Here is a 21,778-nt window from a genome sequence, read left to right as displayed (position 1 = left end):
GAGTCCTTCCGGCCGTCTTGTCGCTGTGCGGGTACGGCTCCCTCGTCCGCGGACCCGCCGTCAGGTCCAGCCGCCATTCTATTCGGCTCAGGTGAGCGGCCGCTCGGCTCCGGGCCGCCAGGCGATGCCGCTCGCCGCGATGCGCGCTCGCGACTGCTCCGGCGTGAGAGCCTCGCCCACGGTCGCATGCGTCGCGATCGGCGCGATGGCGTGCGCGATGGCGTTCGGCAGCACATGCAGCACGCCGATCGCGCGCTCGCCGTCCTGACCGCGCCTGCCGCCGGCCTCGACGAGCAGATCTTGCGTGTAGGCGAGCGAGGGGGTCGAGTGCACCGGGATGCCGGCGAAGGTCGACGACACCGCGTGGTGCATGTGGCCGCCGATGATGGCGCGCACGTCGCCGCCGGAGAGCGCAGAGGCGAGCGCCTCCTGGCCTCGCAGCTCGACCATCACCGCGACATCGAGGAACGTCGGCATGGGCGGGTGGTGCATCACGAGGATCGAGCCCTGCGGCGCCGGCGCCTCGAGCACACCCTTCAGCCACGCGAGCTGCCGCTCGTCGACGGCGCCCCAGTGGGCGCCTGGAACGCTCGAGTCGAGCACGATGATGCGGAGCCCCGCGACCGTATGGATGCCGCAGATCGGGGCGTCCGGCCCGAGCTGAGCGAGCGCATCCGCTTGCGGCGGCGCATCGCGCAGCATCGTCGCACGCAGCTGCGCGCGGTCGTCATGGTTGCCGCTCGCGATCACGAGCTGCGCCCCCATGCGTCGGATGGGCTCGGTCACGATCGCGTCGAGCCGCTCGTAGGCCGTCCGGTCGCCTCGGTCGGCGAGGTCGCCGGAGAGCACGACTGCATCGGGCCGCATGCCCGACGCCTCGAGCCGAGCGATCGCCTCGATGAGCGTGCGGTCCGCGTCGACGGCGCCGTGGAGCGGGCTGCCGTCGGCCGTCAGGTGCAGATCGGTGAGGTGCGCGATCGTGACCGTGGGCCTCGGGTGCTCGCTGATGATGATGTCCTCAGGCACGGCTGCGCCGCTTCCTGCCCGCGCGGCCGTAGACCAACCAGAGCACGAAGCCCTGCACGATCATGAGCAGCACGGTGTAGACGAACGTGATCGACATCGCGTCGAGGTTGGCCTCGCCCTCGGTCGAGCGCTTGATCGCGATGCCGAGCGGCTCGGCGAGCGGGTGGTAGAGGAAGACGGCCGCGTCGTAGTCGTCGAGCAGGCTGTTGAAGTTGAGCGCGGTGATCGCTGCGACGGTCGGCAGGATCATCGGCACGACGACTCGGAAGAGCGTCTGCAGCTGGCCGGCTCCGAGGATGCGCGAGGCGTCCTCGAGATCGGCCGGCACCGACGCGAACGCGGCCTTCAGCAGCCGCAGCGTGAACGGCAGCTTGATGATGACGTAGGCGACCAGCAGCAGGACGACCGTGCCGGTCAGCACCTGGCCGCCGATCAGGCCCTGGGGGCGATCGAACGCCAGCACCAGTCCGAGGGCGATGAGGATCGTCGGCAGGATCCACGGCAGGTGGAGCACGTACTCGACGGTGCTCGAGAGCCAGCCGGGATGCTTCGTGATGAGCCGCGCGACGAACACGATGCCGACGACGGCGATGACCGACGCGAGCGCCGAGTACGCGACGGACACGAGGAACGGGCGGAGCGCATCCACGCTGGTCAGCACCGTCACCCAGTGCTCGAGCGTCAGATCGCTGAACCCGATGGCGCCGGCGGAGATCGCGCGAGCGTCGACGAAGGAGAACAGCAGCACGGCGGCGACCGGGAACACATACGCCACCCACAGCGCCCACGCCGCGACGTGCATGCTGATCGAGCCCCAGCGAGTGCGGAAGGGCTCGGGCTCGAGGGGCGCGGCGACCTTCGCGACGGCGAAGTAGGTGCCGCTGCGCTCGACACGGTTCATGATCGCGAGCAGGGCGATCGTGGCGAGGCCGAGGATGATCGCGAGCAGCGCCGCCACATCCCGGGACGTCTGCGAGCGCGAGAAGGTGAGGATCATCGGTGCGACCGTCTGGAAGTCCTCGCCGCCGAGCACGAGTGGCGCGGTGAGCGCGCCGAGGCCGGTGAGGAACGTGAGCACCGTGACCGCGAAGATCATCGGCCGCAGCGTCGGCAGGACGATGCGCCAGAGGATCGTCCAGGTGCCGGCGCCCATGAGCCGCGCAGCCTCGATCGCATGCCGGTCGACCTTCGCGAGGGCGGCCGAGAGGAAGAGCATGTGGTTGGTGGTGGTCGCGAAGGTCATCACGAGCAGCACGGCGAAGAAGCCCGAGAACCAGTTGCGCTCCAGGTCCGGCACCCAGGTCGCGAGCCAGTTCGTGACGAAGCCGTAGCGGCCGTAGATGAAGTTGTAGCCGGCGGCGAGCACGATGCCGCCGTAGATGAAGGTCGTCGCGAACCCGAGCCAGAGCACGCGGCGCGCGCGCATCCTGAACCACTGCGTGACGAGCACGATGAAGATGCCGATCACGTTCACCGTGACGGCCAGCGCGGATGCGAGCAGCAGGCTGTTGCCAAGCGAGCGCAGCGCGCGCTCGCTCGAGAGCAGCCGCTCGACCGCCGTCAGCGAGAGCTGGCCCTCGGGCGCGAAGGTCGCCGCGAGCAGCGAGACGTTCGGCAGCACGAGGAAGGCGGCCGCGAACCAGACGACCGCGACCACCACGACGATCGCAAGCGGCGAGCGAAGCATGCCGAGCGTCCCCGATCGCGCTGCGCTCACGACGACCGCTCGTAGCGCAGCAGCGCGGCCTCGTCGATCGCCACCCGGGTCTCGTCGTCGAGCCGCAGGCCGACGGCGGCGCGGCTCGAGCTCTCCGCGAGCAGTGGAGCGCCCGCGACCTCGAGCTCGAGCAGCGTCGAGGCGCCGCGGTAGGCGGTCGCCCGCACGACGGCGGGAACGCCGTCCGCCGCGAGCGCCACGTGCTCGGGCCGGACCCACGCCTCGCCGTCGGACGCCAGTCCGAGCGCAGCGAGCTGCGGGTCGCTCAACCTCGTGGCCTCGCCGATGAAGTCGCACACGAAAGGTGATGCGGAGCGCTCGTAGATGTCGACGGGTGTGCCCACCTGCTCGACGCGTCCATCGGAGAGCACTGCGACGCGATCGCTGAGCGCGAGCGCCTCCTCCTGGTCGTGCGTGACATAGACGGTCGTGACCCCGAGCTCCCGCTGCAGCCGCTGCAGCTCGCCGCGCAACTGCACACGCAGCTTGGCGTCGAGGTTCGAGAGCGGCTCGTCGAGCAGCAGGATGCGTGGCTCGAGCACGAGCGCGCGGGCGATCGCGACGCGCTGCTGCTGACCGCCGGACAGCTCTGCGACGCCGCGCTCGAGCTGGCCCTGCGCGAGCCCGACCTGCTCTGCGACCCGGTCGACGAGCTCGCGACGCTCGCCGCCGGGACGACGGCGCACGCGCAGCCCGAACGCGATGTTCTCGCGCACCGACATGCTCGGGAACAGCGCGTAGCTCTGGAAGACCATGCCGACGCCGCGCTTCTCGCTCGGCACGCGCGTGACATCGCGGCCGTCGATCTCGATCCTGCCGGCGGTCGGCTCGACGAAGCCGGCGAGCGCGCGCAAGGCAGTGGTCTTGCCGCAGCCCGACGGCCCGAGCAGCGTGAAGAACTCGCCCTCATCGATCGTGAGGCCGAGTCCCTCGAGGGCCACATGGCCCTCGTATTCGACGCGGACGCCGTCGAATCGGATCATTGTCGCTCCTCTTCGGGATGCGGGGCGGGAGCGGCGAGGCCGCCCCCACCCGCGTCGGTCACGGCAGGTACTCGAGCTCGATGCGCTCGACCCAGGTGCCGATGTGCTCCCGCACGAGCGCGTAGTCGATGTCGGCTCGCTCGACCGAGCCGATGAGCTCGACGATCTCGGGGTTGGCCTGAGCCTGCGCACCCTCATTGACCGGCATGGAGTTGAACTCCTCGGCGAATGCGCCCTGCACCTCTGCGGAGCCGAACCAGTCGATGAAGGCCTGCGCCTGCTCCTGCCGGTCGGTGCCAGCGATGACGCCGATCTGCTCGGTCACGAAGGGCACGCCGTTCTCAGACGGGACGATGGCGGTCGTCGTGCCGTACTCGGCGTCGCGCGCGATGATGCCGCCGGACGGGACGATGCCGTAGTCGACCTCGTCACGGTCGAACCGTGCGTAGAGATCGGTGCCCTCGACCGCCGGGCTGCCGTTCGCGAAGTACGCCTCCACCTGCGCCCAGCCCTCGTCCGAGACCTCGCCCGACTCGTCGACGTACGGCGCGAGGATACCGGCGACGACGAGCTGCGGCGTGGCCTGGCCGAGCGCCGTGTTCACCTCGTAGGTGCCCTGGTACGCGGGGTCCGTCCAGAGCTCGGCGATGTCGGAGGGCGCGTCGGCGACCGACGCCTCGTCGTAGACCATCACGATGGCCTGGTCGACGAGCGGCCAGTAGGCCCCGTCGACGGGATCGCCGGCGTCCTGCGGCACGTCGGCCGACCACTCCGGCTCGTAGCCGACGATCGCCTCCTCCGCCTTCAGCGACTCGAAGAACATCGTGTTGAGCCCGAAGACCACATCGCCGACCGGGTTGTTCTTCTCGGCGATGATGCGGTTGGTGAGGTCGGCGCCGCCGAGCCCGACGATCTCGATGTCGATGCCGGCCTCTGCGGCCTGAGCCGTGACCCACTCGCCTCGGCCGTCGCCGTTCGAGTTGGTGTACACGATCAGCGTCTCGCCGCTGCCCGCCGCCGGCGCCGAGCTCTCGCCGGGAGCCGCACTCCCCCCGGGGGTCGCGCTCGCGCAGCCCGCGAGCAGCACCGAACCCATCGCCAGCAGTGCGGCGCCCCGCGCCGTTCGCTTCATCGAGATCTGCATGTCGAAAGCCTCTTCTCAGGTCGTGGATCCGGTGGATCGCGTACAGCGGCGCGCATTGTGCAACTTTGCCGTGGCGCGTTCGTTGCCAACCTATCCGTGCATGGTGAACGGCGCGCCCTCGGCGGGTGAACGCGGGGCGCGCGCCCCGTTCAGTCGGCGGCTTCGCCGTGCATCGAGGCGTGCGCGCGCCACGTGGCGAGCGCGAGCCCGACGACGAGCACGATCGCCGAGAGGACGGCGAGGATCGCCCACTCCTCGGACCCTCCGGCACCAGCAGCGATCAGCGACCCCAGAGCGGCGGCCGCCGCGATCGAGCACGCGAGCCAGGTGAGCGGCGTGGCCGCGCGGTGCGCCCTGCGGTACGTCGGCGCATCCGTCCGCAGCCGCCGCCCAGGCAGCCCGAGCGCCGGCGTCGGCGCGATCCGGCCGAGGCCGATCAGGTGGACGACGACGGCGAGCGCGATGGCAGCGGCGGCGAGCAGGGCCGAGCCGAGCGACATCAGGACCGCGTCCATGCCGTCATCCTGGCACTGTTCAGGCGGTGCGCAGCTCGCGGTGCGGCTCGTCGTCGCCGGGCCACTCGAACCCGGCGACGTAGCGCCTGAGCGCGTCCTCGGCGAGCACGACCGACTCTGGGCCGGGCTCGCGCTCGCGCAGGCGGGCGGTGAGCGTCTCGAGCGGCGCCCGCACGACCACCAGCTCGTGCGTCGCGCCCATGGCGTCGCAGCGCATTCGCCAGATGTCGCGCACCGCGCGGGTCGAGAGCGAGGCATCGAGCACCACCCGCTCCCCCGCCGCGACGGCGGATGCCATCCGCTCGTGCAGATCCGCGTCGATCGACGCCATCAGCCGCTGTGTGAAGGCGCCGTCGTGCACGCCGCGTGCCCACGCCTCGCGGTCGAACGAGAGCACGGTCGCGCCGTCGGCCTCCAGCTCGCGCGCGAGCGTCGACTTGCCCGCGCAGGCGGGCCCGCACAGCAGCGTGACCTGGGCCATGCGGGCGAGCCTACGTGGGAGGGGCCCCCGCCGCCGCTGTCGCGACGTCGGAGGCCCCCTGTCCAGTTGAGTGCAGTTCAGTCCAGGTCGGTGCAGGTCAGTGCAGGTCGACCCTGATCACCGAGCCCTCGCCGCTCGAGGTCGAGTCGACGGTGACGTACGCGTGGTGCCCGCGGATCGCGACGCCGTAGGGCGAGGACAGGTCGTCCACGACCGCCTCGTGCTCGGAGCCGCCCGGAGTCACCTCGCGGAGCGACCCGCTGCGCTCCTCGCCGAGGGCGTCCTCGTCGTCGATCTGCACGGCGTACAGCGTGTCGCCACGCCAGGCGAGGCTCGTGACCATCGTCAGGCCCGTGGCGTACTCGGTCGCCGCACCGTCACGCGTCACCCGCCAGATCGACGAGCCGCCCTCCGGGAACGGGAAGCCGGTCAGCTGCGAGACGTAGTACGCGCCGTCGGGACCGATCGTCACGTCGGTCGGCACCGCCTGGGGGCTGATCTCGCGAGGACCCTCAGGGGTGGGGTTCGGCACGGGGTCGCCGTTGGGGAACACCGCAATGGTGCCGACACCCTGCCCGCTCGCTCGCAGCAGCGTGTTGCCGCCCGCGTCGGCGACGGCCCAGCGGTGGTCGCCGCGCGCCACGAACCCGACCGCGTTGCTGTCCGGTTCCTCGCTGTCGTCAGGGTTCTCCGCGACCTCGAAGGCGTTGATGTCGGCCACGAGGCGCAGGTCGGCTCCGGTGAGCGGCGTCCAGTGCAGTCGGCCCGTGTGGATCGTGCCGAAGGCGGCGTACTCGTCGCCCAAGCTGTCGCGCGCCGCCGTCCCGGCGGCCGCTCCGCCGATGAGCACCGCGATCCGGTTCCAGCGCACGTCCACGTCGGATGCGCCGACCACCTCGCCGAGGAAGTTGAGCGCCGGCAGCTCCGTGACGACTCGCCGCTGCTCACCGTGGCGCACCTCCGTCACCGATCCGGTCAGGCCGCAGACCTCGAACCCCTCGGGGGCGTCGGGGACGGCCTCGCAGCTGTCGTTGGTGCCGGCCTCCGCGATGTAGAGACGATGGCCCCGTTCGACCGAGAGCTGCCGGGGGTTGTTGAGACCCGTCGCCACGGTGACGACGTCGTCGTCGTGACCGCCGCCGGAATGGTCGCCGCCCGCGGAAGCTGGCGGGCCGGTGATGGCGATCAGGGCCAGGCCCATGGCTGCGGCGGCTACGGCCGCCGCCGCCTTGGACCGAAGATTGCGAGACATCAGGCGCTCCTCATCATCGAGAAAGGGGTGACGGCGGGATGCCGCCGCGCACCAGGGTCCGCCTGCTCCAGCGTCCCTACAAGCCCCCGATTCGGTGAAGCGTCGTCAGGTCAGGCGTCGCCCGCGAGAGCCGCGAGCTGCGCCTCCTCGTCGGCCTGGATGCACGAGTCGATCACCGGCTGCAGCGCGCCGTTCATCACCGAGTCGAGGTTGTACGCCTTGTAGCCGGTGCGATGGTCGGCGATGCGGTTCTCGGGGAAGTTGTAGGTGCGGATGCGCTCCGACCGGTCCATGCCCCGGATCTGGCTGCGACGTGCGTCCGACGCCGCCGCATCCCGCTCCTCCTGCTGCTTCGCGAGCAGCCGGGCGCGCAGCACGCGCATGCCCGCCTCGCGGTTCTGCAGCTGGCTCTTCTCGTTCTGCATCGAGACCGTGATGCCGGTCGGGATGTGCGTGATGCGCACCGCCGAGTCGGTCGTGTTCACGCTCTGGCCGCCGGGGCCCGACGAGCGGTACACGTCGATCTTGAGGTCGTTCTGATCGATCGCGACCTCCTCGGGCTCGTCGACCTCGGGGAAGACGAGCACGCCGGTCGTCGACGTGTGGATGCGCCCCTGCGTCTCGGTGGCCGGCACGCGCTGGACGCGGTGCACGCCGCCCTCGTACTTGAGCGACGCCCACACGCCCTCTGACGGGTCGTTCGATGAGCCCTTGAACGCGATCTGCACGTCCTTGAAGCCGCCCATGTCGCTGGGCGTCGACTCGAGCATCTCGATCTTCCAGCCGCGGCTCGAGGCGTAGTGCGAGTACATGCGCACGAGGTCGGCTGCGAAGAGCGCCGATTCCTCGCCGCCCTCGCCGCCCTTGACCTCCATGATCACATCGCGTCCGTCATCCGGGTCGCGCGGGATCAGCAGCCTGCGGAGGCGCTCCTCGGTCTCGTGCTCCACCGCCTCGAGCGCGGGCACCTCCTCGGCGAACGCGTCGTCCTCGCGGGCGAGCTCACGAGCGGCGGCGAGATCCTCGACCGCCGCGCGCCAGCGCTCGTGCGCAGCCTTGATCTGGCTGAGCTCGGCGTAGCGCCGGTTCACCCGGCGCGCACGACCGGCATCGGCGTGCAGCGCCGGGTCGGCGAGCTGCAGCTCGAGGTCGGCGTGCTCGGCCAGGAGGCCCGAGACCGACTCGAACACGTCAGTCCTTGTCGTGCTGGCCGGGCACCGACTTCGAGACCTTCATGAGGAACTCGACGTTCGACTGCGTCTCCTTGAGCTGCTTGAGCACGAGCTCGAGCGCCTGCTGCGTGTCGAGGCCTGCGAGCGCCCTGCGGAGCTTCCACATGACCTTCGTCTCCTCGACGCCCATGAGCATCTCCTCGCGGCGCGTGCCGGAGGCGTTGACGTCGACGGCGGGGAAGATGCGCTTGTCGGCCATGTGGCGCGAGAGGCGGAGCTCCATGTTGCCGGTGCCCTTGAACTCCTCGAAGATGACCTCGTCCATCTTGGATCCGGTCTCGACGAGCGCCGTCGCGAGGATCGTGAGCGAGCCGCCGTGCTCGATGTTGCGCGCGGCACCGAAGAACTTCTTCGGCGGGTAGAGCGCGCTCGAGTCGACGCCGCCGGAGAGGATGCGGCCCGACGGCGGTGCCGACAGGTTGTAGGCGCGACCGAGGCGCGTGATGCCGTCGAGCAGCACGACCACGTCGTGGCCGAGCTCGACGAGGCGCTTCGCGCGCTCGATGGCGAGCTCCGCGACGATCGTGTGGTCCTCGGCGGGCCGGTCGAACGTCGATGCGATGACCTCGCCCTTGACGGTGCGCTGGAAGTCGGTGACCTCCTCGGGGCGCTCGTCGACGAGCACGATCATGAGGTGCACTTCGGGGTTGTTCTCGGCGATCGCGTTCGCGATTGCCTGCATCACGAGCGTCTTGCCGGCCTTCGGCGGCGACACGATGAGGCCGCGCTGGCCCTTGCCGATCGGCGCGACGAGGTCGATGACGCGGGTCGAGAGCTTGTTCGACGTGGTCTCGAGGCGCAGGCGCTCCTGCGGGTAGAGCGGCGTCAGCTTCGAGAACTCGACGCGCGCGAGTGCGTCCTCGACCGACTGGCCGTTGACCGAGTCGACGCGCACGAGCGCGTTGAACTTCTGGCGGTTCGACTGCTGCTGCTCGCCCTCGCGCGGCTGCTTGATGGCGCCGACGACCGCGTCGCCCTTGCGGAGGCCGTGCTTCTTGACCTGCGCGAGCGAGACGTAGACGTCGTTCGAGCCGGGCAGGTAGCCGGAGGTGCGCACGAAGGCGTAGTTGTCGAGCAGGTCGAGGATGCCGGCGACGGGCAGCAGCACGTCGTCCTCGTGCACCTCGAACTCGTCGCCCTGCACGCGACCGCGGTTGCGGTCACGACCGCGACCACGGCGGCCGTCCTGGTCGGACTGCGGCTGCTGCTGCGTCTGCGGGCCGTTCTGCTGCCCGTTGCGACCGCGGCCGCGACCCCGACGGTTCTCGTCGTCGTCCTGCTGCGGCTCGTCCTGGCCCTGCTGGCTGCCCTTGCCACGGCTGCGGCGGCGGCGCGAGGTGCCCTCGCGCTGGCCGTCGCCGTGGTCGGACTGGCGGTCGTCCGACTGCTCGTCCGAGTCGTCCTCGCCCTGGCGCTGGTCGCCCTGGCGCTCGTCGCGGCGCTGATCGTCGCGGTTCTGGTCATCGCGGCTCTGGTCGTCGCGATTCTGACCGCGGCGCTGGCCACGGCCACGGCCTCGGGCCTCGTCGCCCTGGCGCTGGTCGTCCTGGCGCTGGTCGTCCTGGCCCTGGTCGCCCTGGCGCTGCTCGTCGCCGGTCACCTCGACGACGGCGGCACGTGCTCGCGCTGCGCGGTCGTCGGATGCGTCTGAGCCGGCACGGTCGGCGTCGCGCGCCGGCGCATCCGCCACCAAGGTCTCGGCCGCGGGGGCGTCGGTCTGCGGGGCCGGCTGCTCGTCGGCGGGTGCGCCGGACTTCGCGCGGGCACGGCTCGTGCGCGTGCGCGGGGCGCGCTTGGCGGGCGCCTCGTCGGCGGCGGGCGCTGCGGCGTCAGCGTCCGCGACAGCGGCGTCGGTCGCGGCCGCGTCGGCGGCGGGCGCCTCGACGACCTCGGTGGCGTCGGCGGCCGGCGCGGATGCGTCGGCCTGCTTCGTCGAGCGGCGCGGAGCGCGACGCTTGGGCGCGGTCTCGGCGGCGGGCACGTCGGCGGCAGGCGCCTCCTGCTCGGCGGCGGGGGCGTCCGCGGGCGCGGCCGCGGCCGGTGCGGCGTCGGCCGGTGCGGCCTCGGCCTGGGCGGCATCCGCCTGAGCCGGCGCCTCGGCCTTCTCTGCCACGGACGACGACGTCGCACGGCGAGAGCGGCGCTTGGGCGCGGCGGGCGCCTCGGACTCGGGCGCCTGAGCGGGCGCCGTGGTGTCGAGGCCTGCGGTGGACGGGACAGCGGCGTCGTCCGACGCCGGGATGCTGTCGATGATCTCGCTCGTCATGGCGAGTGCTCCTTCGATGTCGGCCCGCGCGCGAAGCTGCGGGCGTTGGACCACGTCTCCCGCTGCGCCCACGGCCGCGGTGCGGACGTCGAACGCATTCAGAATGCGGAGAGAGGAGTCAGAAAGCCCCCTGTGCCGGGCTAGACCGCGGCGTTGCTGGGGACGCGGTCCACTGTACCACCGCGGATGTCGACGGCCAGCAGGCGCGCATTCCACGCCTCCGGGCGGTGCTCGACGATCTTCGCGGCCTCCAGCCTGGCGGCCGGATCGCTCGCGAGCACGAGCACCGAGGGGCCTGCGCCAGAGACGACGGCGGCGTGGCCGGCGGCCCGCAGCTCGCCGATCAGGGCGCTCGTCTCAGGCATCGCGCTCGCGCGGTACGTCTGGTGCAGGCGGTCCTCGGTGGCATCGAGCAGCAGCTCCGGGCTCTGCGTCAGCGCCGCAACGAGCAGCGCGGAGCGCGACAGGTTGAAGACGGCGTCGGCGTGCGGCACCTCGGTCGGCTGCAGGCTGCGGGCGAGCGAGGTCGACATGGTCGCCTCCGGCACGGCGACGAGCAGCGAGACGCCGCGGTGCACGGCGAGCTGCTTGTGGCGCGGGCCGGTCTCGTCGACCCACGCGATCGTGAGGCCGCCGAAGATCGCGGGCGCGACGTTGTCGGGGTGGCCCTCGAGCTCGGTCGCGTAGCGCAGCACGTCGGCGTCGGTCACGTCGACGATGCCCTCCAGCAGCCCCTTGGCGGCGAGCACGCCCTCGACGATCGCGGCGCCGGAGGAGCCCATGCCCCGGCCGTGGGGGATGCTGTTGGTCGCCGTGATCTCGATGCCCGGAGGCTCGACGCCCACGCGGTCGAAGACGTGCAGCAGGGCGCGCGCGACGAGGTTCGTCTCGTCGGTCGGCACGCTGTGCTCGGTCCCCGGCGCGCCGACGCCGGAGACGTCGATGCGCACGCCCGACTCCGTCGCGACGACCTCGAGCTCGTCGTGCACGTTGAGCGCGAGACCGAGCGTGTCGAAGCCGGGGCCGAGGTTCGCGCTCGTCGCGGGCACGCGCACGTGCACGCGCCGGCCGAGCGGCACGGTGCTGGCGGACAGGCGGCCCGTCACGCGAGGCCCAGCATCTGCGCGACCTGCGTGGTGTCGGCGTCGGCCGACTCGGGCGTGGCGTCGGAGCCGTCCTCGAGCCGCAGGCCCCAGGCCGCGTCCTTCAGCCCGTGGCCCGTGACGGTGAGCGTCACGGTCGACCCCGCGGGGATGTCGCCGGCGGCGTGCCGCTCGAGCAGCCCGGCGACCGAGATGGCCGAGGCGGGCTCGACGAACACGCCGGTCGACGAGGCGAGCAGTCGCTGCGCGCTCAGGATCGCGGCGTCCTCGATGGCGCCGATGTAGCCGCCCGACTCCTCGCGGGCGGCGAGCGCCTGCTGCCAGGACGCGGGGTTGCCGATGCGGATGGCCGTGGCGACCGTGTCGGGCTCGCGCACGACCTCGCCGCGCACGATGGGCGCGGCGCCGGCGGCCTGGAAGCCGATCATGCGCGGGCGCCTCGTCGCCGTGCCGGCCGTCGCGGCCTGCGAGAAGCCGCGCCAGTAGCTCGTGATGTTGCCGGCATTGCCGACCGGCATGATGTGGATGTCGGGCGCGTCGCCCAGCACGTCGATGATCTCGAGCGCGGCCGTCTTCTGCCCCTCGATGCGGTCGTCGTTCACCGAGTTGACGAGGTGCACCGGGTACTGCTCGGCGAGCTCCTTCGAGATCTCCAGGCAGTCGTCGAAGTTGCCGCGGATCTGCACGATGCGTGCGCCGTGCACGACCGACTGCGCGAGCTTGCCCATCGAGATGCGGCCCTCGGGCACGAGCACGATCGCCTGGATGCCCGCGGCGGCCGCGTAGGCGGCGGCAGCGGCCGACGTGTTCCCCGTCGACGCGCACGCGATCGCCTTCGCGCCGCGCTCGATGGCGCGGGAGACCGCGACCGTCATGCCGCGGTCCTTGAAGGAGCCGGTGGGGTTGAGCCCCTCGAACTTCACGAGCACGCGCGCGTCGGTCATCGCCGACAGCGCCCTCGACTCGATGAGCGGGGTGCCGCCCTCTCCGAGCGTCACGACCGTCGACGCATCCGTCACGTCGAGCACGTCGGCCCACTCGCGCAGCACGCCCTGCCACTGGTTCGCCATGTTCAAGCCTCCTAGTCGATGAGTCGGACGACGCTGTCGATCCGCTCCACGTCGGTGTGCGCGTCGAGCGCTTCGAGCACTGAGGCGATGCGCGCCTCGCTCGAGGTGTGGGTGCCGAGCACGAGCGACGCGTGCGCGTCGCCGGCGTCCTGCCGCACGGACTCCACCGAGACGCCGTGGTCGGCGAAGAGCCCTGCGACGGCGGCGAGCACGCCGGGCCGGTCTGCGACGGTGAGCGCGAGCTCGTGCCGCGCGAGCACGTCGCCGAACGGCGCGATGGGAAGATCCGCGTGCGTCGACGCCGGACCGCCGGGGCCGCCCAGCACGTGGCGGCGGGCGATCGAGACCAGGTCGCCGAGCACGGCGGAGGCCGTCTCGGGACCGCCGGCGCCCGCGCCGTAGAACATGAGGTCGCCCGCGGCTTCCGCAGTGACGAAGATGGCGTTCTTCGCCTCGCGCACGGCGGCGAGCGGATGCGTCGCCGGCAGCGAGACGGGATGCACGCGAGCCGAGACGCGGTCGCCGCCCTCGCCGGGCATCCGCTCGCAGATCGCGACGAGCTTGAGCACCCGGCCGGTGCGCTCCGCCTGCTGCACCATGGCATCCGTCACGCCGGTGATGCCCTCGCGGTGCACGAGCTCGCCCGGCACGGCGGTGTGGAACGCGAGCGACGCGAGGATCGTCGCCTTCGACGCCGCGTCGAAGCCCTCGATGTCGGCGGTCGGGTCGGCCTCGGCGTAGCCGAGCTCGGTCGCGACGGCGAGCGCGTCGATGAGCGACGAGCCGTCGGTGTGCATGCGGTCGAGGATGAAGTTCGTGGTGCCGTTGACGATGCCCATGACGCGCGTGACGCGGTCGCCGGCGAGCGACTGCTCGAGCGGGCGGATGATGGGGATCGCGCCGCCGACAGCGGCCTCGTAGGCGACCTGCGCGCCGACCACCTCGGCGGCGTCGAACAGCTCGGGGCCGTGCGCGGCGACGAGCGCCTTGTTGGCGGTGACGACGTCGGCGCCTGCGGCGAGCGCGTCGAGCAGCAGCGTGCGGGCCGGCTCGATGCCGCCGAGCAGCTCGACGACGATGTCGGCGCCCGCGACGAGGGTCTCGAGGTCGCTCGTCATGAGCTCGCGCGGCAGGTCGACGTCGCGCGGCGCGTCGGGGTCGCGCACGCCGATGCCGACCAGCTCGAGCGGCGCGCCCACGCGAGCGGCCAACTCGTCGGCGTGCTCGAGCAGCAGGCGGGCGACCTGAGACCCGACGCTGCCGGCCCCGAGCAGGGCGATGCGGAGGCTCCGATACGAGTTCATGCGTCTCCCTGATCGATCGAAGCGACGTGCGACGGCGTCGGTGCCGTTGCGGGCTCCGCCTCCGGCCGCAGTCCGACGTCGCGCGACAGCACGTCGTCGAGCGACTCGCGGCGCACGAGCGTGCGCACCTCGCCGTTCGCCACCGCGAGGACGGGCGGCCGGGGCGTCGCGTTGTAGTTGGAGGCGAGCGAGTGGCAGTACGCTCCGGTCGCCGCGACGGCGAGCAGGTCGCCGGGGGCGACATCGGCGGGCAGCCACTCCGCGTCGACGACGATGTCGCCCGACTCGCAGTGATGGCCGGCGACGCGCGCGAGCGCGGGCTCCGCGTCGCTCGAGCGGTTCGCGATCCGTGCCGAGTACTGCGCCCCGTAGAGCGCGGGCCGCGCGTTGTCGCTCATGCCGCCGTCGACGGAGACGTAGGTGCGCGTGCCGTCGTCGACGCGCACGGGCTTCACGGTGCCGATCGTGTAGACCGTGACGCCGGCGGGGCCGACGATCCAGCGGCCGGGCTCGATCGCGATGCGCGGCACGGGGATGCCGACGTGGTCGGCGGCGTCGCGCACGGCGGCGGCGAGCCGCTCGGCGATCGCCTCGATCGGCTCGGGGCTGTCGGCGGCCGTGTAGGCGATGCCGAAGCCGCCGCCGAGGTTGAGCTCCGGCAGCGGTGCCGTCGCGCCGAGCTCGGCGTGCAGCGCGAGCAAGCGGCGCGCGGACTCGGCGAAGCCGTCGGCGTCGAAGATCTGCGACCCGATGTGCGAGTGCAGGCCGACGAGCTCGAGGCTCGGCAGCTCGCGGATGCGGGCGACGAGCTCGGGCACCTCGTCGATCGGCACGCCGAACTTCTGGTCCTCGTGGCTCGTGGCGAGGAACTCGTGCGTCGACGCGTGCACGCCGACCGAGACGCGCAGGCGCACGCGCTGCACGCGTCCCGCGCGCTCCGCTGCGGCCGCGACGCGCTCGGCCTCGATGGGCGCGTCGAGCACGAAGGTGCCGACGCCCGCCTCGACGCCCGCGGCGATCACCGACTCGCTCTTGTTGTTGCCGTGGAAGCCGATCGCCTCGGGCTCGACGCCCGCGCGCAGCGCGATCGCGAGCTCGCCGCCCGAGCACACGTCGATGCGCAGCCCCTCGGCGCGCATCCAGCGGGCGACGTCGGCGGTGAGCAGCGCCTTGCCGGCGTAGTAGACGTCGACGGCGGGGAAGGCGGCCTCGAATGCCTCGCGGATGCGACGGGCGCGTCCTCGCGCGACCATCTCGTCGACGAGCAGGAAGGGAGTGCCGTGCTGCGCGGCGATCTCGCGCACGTCGGCGCCGCCGATGCGCAGCGCGCCGTCGACTCGCTCCGTGCCCGCCGGCCACACGCCTTCGGCGAGGGCGTTCGGGTCGCTCGCGTCGAGCAGCAGGGGGGCGAGCGGATGCGGCACGGGACTCCGTCCGTGTGAGATTCGGTGGGCAGGCGATCGAGAGCGCCGGCGGCGTCGGCGCTTGTGGCGCTGCCCTCCATCTTAGGAGGCCGCGCATGGCGGCTCTGCCGCCACCCGGTCGCCCGCTCCCCCTCACGGCGAGCGGTGATGCGCGCATCCGGCCACGAGCGGAGGCGATTCCGGCCGCTTGGGGGCCTGAGCTCCTCCGCTGGTGAGGTGCCCTACGGTGGCGTGCGTGCCGACTCCTCCTGCGACCTGGTTCGAGCGCGACCCGCTCGAGCTCGCGCCGCTGCTGCTCGGCGGCGTGCTGTGCCGGGCGGATGCGTCGGGCACCGTCGCGCTGCGCCTCACGGAGGTGGAGGCGTACCGCGGCGCCGATGATCCCGGCGCGCACACCTTCCGCGGCAGGACGCCGCGCAACGCGACGATGTTCGGCCCTGGCGGGCACGTCTACTGCTACTTCACCTACGGCATGCACCACGCCGTGAACATCGTCGCGGGCCCCGAGGGCTTCGGCTGGGGTGTGCTCGTTCGCGCCGGCGAGGTCGTCGACGGCGCGCCGCTCGCGCTCGAGCGGCGGTCGGCGCGACGCGCGTCGCGGCCGACGGGCGAGCTGGCCCGCGGTCCCGGCAACGTGGCGCAGGCGCTCGGCGCGACGCTCGCCGACGACGGCGCGGCGCTGCTCGACGCGGCGCACTCCTCCCCCGGTCATCGAGCAGGACCGAACGTCTCCCCCGGTCATCGAGTAGGACCGGAGGCCTCCCCCGGTCATCGAGTAGGACCGGAGGCCCGTATCGAGATGACGCCGCTCTGGTCCTTCGAGCCCGCCCCCGAGCCGCCCGCGCACCGCACCGGCCCACGCGTCGGGGTCAGCGGGCCCGGCGGCGACGCATCCGCCTTCCCCTGGCGCTTCTGGATCCCCGGCGAGCCGAGCGTCTCGGCGTACCGCGCAGCAGCGCCGCGGAGGCCGAAGCCGTAGGTTGAGGGGCTCCGCGGGCCGGGTCTACACTCGCGGCACGGCGGCCCCCGGCCGCCGCATCCGTGCGGATCCTGAGGAGCGTCATGGAGGCTCGCGCATCCCGCCCGCCGGCCGCGATCCTGGTCGTCGCCGCCGACGAGGCCGCCCGGAGCGCGCTCCTCGAGCCGCTCGAGCGGCGCTACGCGCAGGACTATCGCGTGGTCGGCGCTGCGGGTCCCGAAGCCGGCCTCGCCGCGATCGACGAGCTGCGAGCCGCGGGCGGCGACCTGGCCCTCGTGCTCGCTGACGACGCATCGCCGGTGGGCGCGCACGACAGTGTCTTCGCAGCGGCGCGGCGCGCGTTCCCCGACGTGCGCCGCGGCTTCGTCATCGAGTGGGGCTCGTGGGCCGATCGGCGCACGGCGGATGCGGTGCTGCAGCTGATGTCGCACCTCCAGATCGACTACTACGTCGTGCGCCCCACGCACTCGCCCGACGAGTCGTTCCACCGGGCGGTCACCGACTTCCTGCGGGAGTGGGAGGCGTCGGTCGGCAAGCGCCACCGCGCGTTCACGGTGATCGGCGACGGCGCGCAGCCGCGCACCCACGAGCTGCGCCGACTGCTCGACCGCGCCGGCGTGCCCGCCGACCACCTGCTGCCCGACTCCCCCGACGCGCTCGCGCTGCTCGCCGAGGCCGGCGTCGACTACGCCGGCGTGCCGCTCGTGCGCACGCCCGGCGGCACCGTGCTCGTCGACCCCGACGACGCCGAGCTCGCACGCGCGCACGGGCTCACGACGACGCTGCCCTCCGGGGTGCGCGACGTCGTCGTCATCGGCGCCGGCCCCGCCGGGCTCGCGGCCGCCGTGTACGCCGCCTCCGAGGGGCTCGACACGCTCGTGCTCGAGGCGGAGTCGATCGGCGGGCAGGCGGGGTCGAGCTCGCTGATCCGCAACTACCTCGGCTTCTCACGCGGTGTCTCGGGCGCCGAGCTCGCGCAGCGGGCGTTCCAGCAGGCGTGGGTGTTCGGCGCGCGCTTCGGCCACACGCGGCGGGTGACCGGCATGCGAGTGGACGACGACGGCTTCGAGGTGCAGGTCGCTCCCGACGAGACCGTGCGCGCGCGGGCGGTGGTGCTCGCGACGGGCGTCAGCTACCGGAGACTCGCGGCGCCCGGGCTGCAGCCGTTCGTCGGCGCCTCGGTCTTCTACGGCGCGACCTCGGTCGAGGCGCGCGCGCAGGCGGGCCGCGACGTGCTCGTCGTCGGCGGCGGCAACTCCGCCGGCCAGGCGGCGCTGCACCTCGCGAGGTACGCCGGTTCGGTGACGATCGTCGTGCGCGGCGAGGGACTCGCCGCGAGCATGTCCCGCTACCTCATCGATCAGCTCGACGCGATGGGTGTGCGACTCATCACCGGCGCCCGCGTGGTCGACGCGAGCGCCGCATCCGCCGACCGGCTCGAGCGCGTGGTGCTCGAGCGGTCGTCGTCGGGCGAGCGCTTCGAGGTGCCCGCCGACGCGGTGTTCATCACGATCGGCGCGCGCCCCCACACCGAGTGGCTGCCGTCGGAGGTGCTGCGCGACCAGTGGGGCTCGGTCATCACCGGGCCCGAGGTGCTCGCGGAGGGCGGCCGCCGTGCGTGGCGCGGTGGTTCGGGCACGGAGCCGGCGCTGCTCGAGACGTCGGTGCCGGGCTGCTTCGCGGTCGGGGATGTGCGGCGCGGTTCGGTGAAGCGCGTCGCGTCGGCCGTCGGCGAGGGCTCGGTGGTGATCTCGTCGGTGCACCAGCACCTGGGCGCGCTGGTGCCGACGCCTGGACCACCACCGCTCGTCGAGTAGCAGCGCCGCAGGCGCCGCGTATCGAGACGACTCGCTGCGGCGCACCGGATCTCGATACGCGGCCGGGCTCCGCCCGGCAGCTACTCGATCAGCGGAGGGGACGCGCGGCTCCGCCCCGCAGCTACTCGATCAACGGAGACGGGTGAAGGCCGCTACATCCGCTCCGGCGCGCTCACCCCGACTGTCGTCAGCGCCGTGCGCAGCACCTGGCCCGTCGCGTCGTTCAGCCACAGGCGGGTGCGGTTGAGCGTGCCGACCGCCTCGTCGCCCTGCGGCGCCACCCGGCACGCGTCGTACCAACGGTGGTAGAGGCCGGCGAGCTCCTCCGCGAAGCGCGCGACGCGGTGCGGCTCACGCAGCTCCGCGGCCTGCGCCAGCACGCGCGGGAAGTCGGCGAGCGCGCCGAGCAGCGCCGACTCGGTCTCGTGCTCCAGCAGCGTCGGGTCGAACTCGCTCCGGTCGACGCCGGCGGCCACGGCGTTCCGCGCCACTGCGGACATCCGCGCGTGGGCGTACTGCACGTAATAGACGGGATTGTCGTTCGTGCGCTGGGTCAGCAGCTCGAGGTCGATGTCGAGCGGCGTGTCCGCACTCGAGCGCACCAGGGCGTAGCGGGCGGCGTCGACGCCCACCGCATCCACCAGGTCCTCCATCGTCACGATCGTGCCCGCACGCTTCGACATGCGCACCGGCTGGCCGTCGCGGATGAGGTTGACCATCTGGCCGATCATGAGCTCGAGGTGCTCGTGCGGGGTGTCGCCGAACGCCGCGCACATCGCCATCATGCGGCCGACGTAACCGTGGTGGTCGGCGCCGAGCATGATGATGTTCTGGTCGAAGCCGCGCTCGCGCTTGTTCTGGTAGTAGCCGAGGTCGCCGGAGAAGTAGGCGGGCTGGCCGTTCGAGCGGATGAGCACGCGGTCGCGGTCGTCGCCGAAGGTGGTCGTGCGCAGCCAGAGGGCGCCGTCCTCCTCGAAGACGTGGCCGCGCTCGCGCAGCACCTCGATCGCGCGGTCGACGGAGCCGTCGGACTGCACCTGGTGCTCGTGGAAGTAGACGTCGAAGTCGACCCCGAACTCGTGCAGATCGTTGCGGATCTCGTCGAACATGAGCTTCACGCCCAGCTCGCGGAACGTCTCCTGCAGCGTCTGGTCGTCGAGGTCGAGCAGGTCGCCGTCGTACGAGTCGTCGACGCGGCGGGCGATGTCGGCGATGTAGGCGCCGCCGTATCCGTCCTCGGGCGTCGGCTCGCCCTTGAAGGCGGCGACGAGGCTCTTGGCGAAGCGGTCGATCTGCGCGCCGTGGTCGTTGAAGTAGTACTCGCGGGTGACGTCGGCACCCTGGCGCTCGAGCACGCGGCCGAGGCTGTCGCCCACGGCAGCCCAGCGGGTGCCGCCCATGTGGATGGGTCCGGTCGGGTTCGCGGAGACGAACTCGAGGTTGATCTTGACGCCCTTGAGCGCGTCGCCGGAGCCGTACGCGTCGCCCGTCTCGACGATCGTGCGGGCGAGTTGGCCAGCCGCTCCCGCCGAGAGGGTCAGGTTGATGAACCCGGGGCCGGCGACGTCGGCGCGCGCGATGCCGTCGACCTCGGCGAGCGAGGCCGCGACGTCGTCGGCGAGCTCGCGGGGCGCGACGCCGACGCGCTTCGCGAAGCGCATCGCGGCGTTCGTGGCCCAGTCGCCGTGGTCGCGGTTGCGGGGGCGCTCGAGCACGATGTCGCCCTCGCCGACCTCCACCTCTGCCGTGCGTCGGCCGACCGCGGAGCGGACGGCGGCGAGCACGGCGAGCGAGAGATCGGAAGGCTGCATGGGGTCGATCGTAGTCCGCGCGGCGCGGGGCCCACGCCCGTGGGGCACCGTAATCTGACTCCATGTCGAGTCCCAGCCTGCGCACCCGTCGTCTTCTGCCCGTCGCCCTCGTGGCGGCCGCGACGGCGCTCGCGCTCACCGGCTGCGAGCCCGGCGCGCTCGCTCCCAACGCCTCGCCGGAGCCCTCCGCGCCCGCCACCGAGCAGCCGACGCCGACCGCGAGCGAGACCGAGAGCGAGACCGAGTCGCCCGCGCCGAGCGACCCGCCGGCGCCCTCGCCGACCCCCGCGCCGACCGGCACCGCGCTGCCGACCACCCCGCCGGTCGCCGGCGAGCTGCCCTGCACCTCGGTCTACTCGGCCGACCAGCTCTACGAGTTCAACCCGAACTTCGCCCCCTCGAGCGACGAGGGCTCGCTGCCCGGCGCGATCGACGACGTGGCGGATGCGGGCGGCACCGTGTGCGCGTACCAGCACGTGACGGGCTCCGACCGGCTGCTGATCGGCGTGCTGCAGGATTCCGCGGGCTTCGCCGCGCCGGCCTTCGAGACGGTGGGCGACATGGGCGTGGCCGTCTCGCCGCAGGGCGGCACGGTCATCGCCGTCGCCTCGCAGTACTTCACGAGCGCTCAGGAGGCGCAGCAGGTCATCGACCAGGTAGCCGACAACATCGACTGACGTCTGGCTGGTCCCGCCGGCCCGCTCTTCCGCTGGTTGAGCCGGTCCGCGCGCGAAGCGCGCAGACCGTGTCGAAACCGGCCGGCTCCGCCCCCGCTGGTTGAGCCGCTCCGCGCGCTGAGCGCGCTGAGCGTGTCGAAACCGACCCGCCTCAGCGAGCCTTAGCCGATCCGCACCCGCTCCGCCACGTCATCCACCGCGCCGTCAGCTAGCCCCTCGTCATCCGCCTGCACCGTCAGCGACTGCAGCATCACAGGGTTCCGGGTCGTGGTCGCCCAGGCCGTCTCGAGCGCATCCGCACCGGTCGCGATGCGGATCAGGCTCCCCCGCGGCGCCAGCCCCGTCGCGTCGACCACCCACCACTCACCGTCGATGTGCACCTCGGCGACGGCGTGGAAGTCGGGCGGGCGCAGACCGGGCGCGTAGACGCCGACGTAGCGTGCCGGGATGCCGGCGGCGCGAGCGAGCCCGATCATGACGTGCGCGTAGTCGCGGCACATGCCGCCGCGCTTCTGGAGCGTGGTGACGGCGGAGTCGTCGATGCCCGACATCGCCGGCGAGTACGTGAAGCCCCGCGCGACCCACTGCCGCATCGCGGCGATCTGCTCGAAGCCGCTCACTCGACCGAAGCGCTCGTCGACGAAGCCGCGCAGCGCGCTCGCCTCGACGTAGCGGGAGTCGGCGAGGTAGCGCGCCGCATCACCCTCATCGACCGGGCGCTCCAGTCCGTCAACGGTGGTCTGCACGTCGACCGCCAACTTGCCGGCGGGCGCGGTGAACACGAGCTCGCGGGTGTCGTGCGCGGCGGGCAGGATGCGCCAATCGATGGGCGCATCGTCGACCGTCACGAAGATGCGGTCGTTGGATGCGTAGGCGTCGGCGGGCAGCACGAGGAGCGTGACGTCGGTCTCGCCCACGAGGTTCATCGTGAAGGCTGCATGGGCGGTGCGCATATTGGTCTATTCTCCCATGAAGCC

18 protein-coding genes and 1 riboswitch are annotated in these 21,778 nt (G+C 72.5%); of the genes, 3 read left to right on the top strand and 15 right to left on the bottom strand.

Features of this window, described 5'->3' with window-relative positions:
- Window positions 1-7: 7 nt before the first annotated feature.
- Window positions 8-71, bottom strand: a riboswitch (guanidine-III (ykkC-III) riboswitch).
- Between the two features lie 16 nt (window positions 72-87).
- From ACLQ21_RS14945 to lysA, 13 genes are all read right to left on the bottom strand, one after another.
- Window positions 88-1,026, bottom strand: coding sequence for a metallophosphoesterase (locus tag ACLQ21_RS14945; RefSeq protein ID WP_425664760.1), 939 nt, complete (start codon window positions 1,024-1,026; stop codon window positions 88-90).
- Window positions 1,019-2,743: an ABC transporter permease gene (locus ACLQ21_RS14940; protein WP_425664759.1), complete on the bottom strand. Its 1,725-nt coding sequence runs from the start codon at window positions 2,741-2,743 to the stop codon at window positions 1,019-1,021. The genes ACLQ21_RS14945 and ACLQ21_RS14940 overlap by 8 nt, the downstream gene beginning before the upstream one ends.
- Complete coding sequence (locus ACLQ21_RS14935) at window positions 2,740-3,726, bottom strand: ABC transporter ATP-binding protein (RefSeq protein ID WP_425664758.1); 987 nt, start codon at window positions 3,724-3,726, stop codon at window positions 2,740-2,742. The genes ACLQ21_RS14940 and ACLQ21_RS14935 overlap by 4 nt, the downstream gene beginning before the upstream one ends.
- Window positions 3,727-3,784: 58 nt before the next feature.
- On the bottom strand, window positions 3,785-4,870 hold the full coding sequence (locus tag ACLQ21_RS14930) for an extracellular solute-binding protein (RefSeq protein WP_425664757.1): 1,086 nt from the start codon (window positions 4,868-4,870) through the stop codon (window positions 3,785-3,787).
- 149 nt (window positions 4,871-5,019) lie between these two features.
- Window positions 5,020-5,385, bottom strand: a complete 366-nt coding sequence (locus ACLQ21_RS14925) for a hypothetical protein (protein WP_425664756.1) — start codon at window positions 5,383-5,385, stop codon at window positions 5,020-5,022.
- A gap of 19 nt (window positions 5,386-5,404) precedes the next feature.
- Window positions 5,405-5,866: an AAA family ATPase gene (locus ACLQ21_RS14920; protein WP_425664755.1), complete on the bottom strand. Its 462-nt coding sequence runs from the start codon at window positions 5,864-5,866 to the stop codon at window positions 5,405-5,407.
- Between the two features lie 97 nt (window positions 5,867-5,963).
- On the bottom strand, window positions 5,964-7,118 hold the full coding sequence (locus ACLQ21_RS14915; RefSeq protein WP_425664754.1) for a ScyD/ScyE family protein: 1,155 nt from the start codon (window positions 7,116-7,118) through the stop codon (window positions 5,964-5,966).
- Window positions 7,119-7,228: 110 nt separating this feature from the next.
- Window positions 7,229-8,308, bottom strand: a complete 1,080-nt coding sequence (prfA, locus tag ACLQ21_RS14910; RefSeq protein WP_425664753.1) for a peptide chain release factor 1 — start codon at window positions 8,306-8,308, stop codon at window positions 7,229-7,231.
- A gap of 1 nt (window position 8,309) precedes the next feature.
- Complete coding sequence (gene rho, locus ACLQ21_RS14905; RefSeq protein ID WP_425664752.1) at window positions 8,310-10,616, bottom strand: transcription termination factor Rho; 2,307 nt, start codon at window positions 10,614-10,616, stop codon at window positions 8,310-8,312.
- Between the two features lie 140 nt (window positions 10,617-10,756).
- Window positions 10,757-11,722 (bottom strand): homoserine kinase, encoded by a 966-nt coding sequence (gene thrB, locus ACLQ21_RS14900; protein ID WP_425664751.1) that lies wholly within the window; start codon window positions 11,720-11,722, stop codon window positions 10,757-10,759.
- Window positions 11,719-12,789 carry a threonine synthase gene (gene thrC, locus ACLQ21_RS14895; protein ID WP_425664750.1) on the bottom strand — a complete coding sequence of 357 codons (1,071 nt, stop codon included), beginning with the start codon at window positions 12,787-12,789 and terminating at the stop codon, window positions 11,719-11,721. Before thrC ends, thrB begins: the two co-directional genes overlap by 4 nt.
- Before the next feature lie 11 nt (window positions 12,790-12,800).
- Window positions 12,801-14,093 (bottom strand): homoserine dehydrogenase, encoded by a 1,293-nt coding sequence (locus ACLQ21_RS14890; protein ID WP_425664749.1) that lies wholly within the window; start codon window positions 14,091-14,093, stop codon window positions 12,801-12,803.
- A complete protein-coding gene (lysA, locus tag ACLQ21_RS14885; RefSeq protein WP_425664748.1) occupies window positions 14,090-15,517 on the bottom strand; it encodes a diaminopimelate decarboxylase in 1,428 nt (475 codons plus the stop codon). The genes ACLQ21_RS14890 and lysA overlap by 4 nt, the downstream gene beginning before the upstream one ends.
- Window positions 15,518-15,752: 235 nt before the next feature.
- Between lysA and ACLQ21_RS14880 the strand changes: the two genes are divergently transcribed.
- On the top strand, window positions 15,753-16,496 hold the full coding sequence (locus tag ACLQ21_RS14880) for a DNA-3-methyladenine glycosylase (protein WP_425664747.1): 744 nt from the start codon (window positions 15,753-15,755) through the stop codon (window positions 16,494-16,496).
- Window positions 16,497-16,579: 83 nt separating this feature from the next.
- Window positions 16,580-18,313, top strand: a complete 1,734-nt coding sequence (locus ACLQ21_RS14875) for an FAD-dependent oxidoreductase (protein ID WP_425664746.1) — start codon at window positions 16,580-16,582, stop codon at window positions 18,311-18,313.
- A gap of 152 nt (window positions 18,314-18,465) precedes the next feature.
- Here ACLQ21_RS14875 and argS read toward each other — a convergent pair whose 3' ends face one another.
- Window positions 18,466-20,124, bottom strand: coding sequence for an arginine--tRNA ligase (gene argS, locus ACLQ21_RS14870; RefSeq protein ID WP_425664745.1), 1,659 nt, complete (start codon window positions 20,122-20,124; stop codon window positions 18,466-18,468).
- A gap of 62 nt (window positions 20,125-20,186) precedes the next feature.
- On the opposite strand from argS, the gene ACLQ21_RS14865 reads away from it, so the two are divergent.
- Window positions 20,187-20,801, top strand: a complete 615-nt coding sequence (locus tag ACLQ21_RS14865; RefSeq protein ID WP_425664744.1) for a hypothetical protein — start codon at window positions 20,187-20,189, stop codon at window positions 20,799-20,801.
- A 161-nt stretch (window positions 20,802-20,962) separates the two neighbouring features.
- Here ACLQ21_RS14865 and ACLQ21_RS14860 read toward each other — a convergent pair whose 3' ends face one another.
- The gene (locus tag ACLQ21_RS14860; RefSeq protein ID WP_425664743.1) at window positions 20,963-21,754 is read right to left on the bottom strand and encodes a transglutaminase-like domain-containing protein; all 792 of its coding nucleotides are present in this window, start codon (window positions 21,752-21,754) and stop codon (window positions 20,963-20,965) included.
- Window positions 21,755-21,778 lie beyond the last annotated feature (24 nt).

Source organism: Agrococcus sp. DT81.2, from assembly GCF_049844935.1.
Taxonomy (GTDB): Bacteria; Actinomycetota; Actinomycetes; order Actinomycetales; family Microbacteriaceae; genus Agrococcus.
The sequence above is the reverse complement of the archived record's forward strand: the minus strand, read 5'-3'. Positions and strand labels throughout refer to the sequence as shown.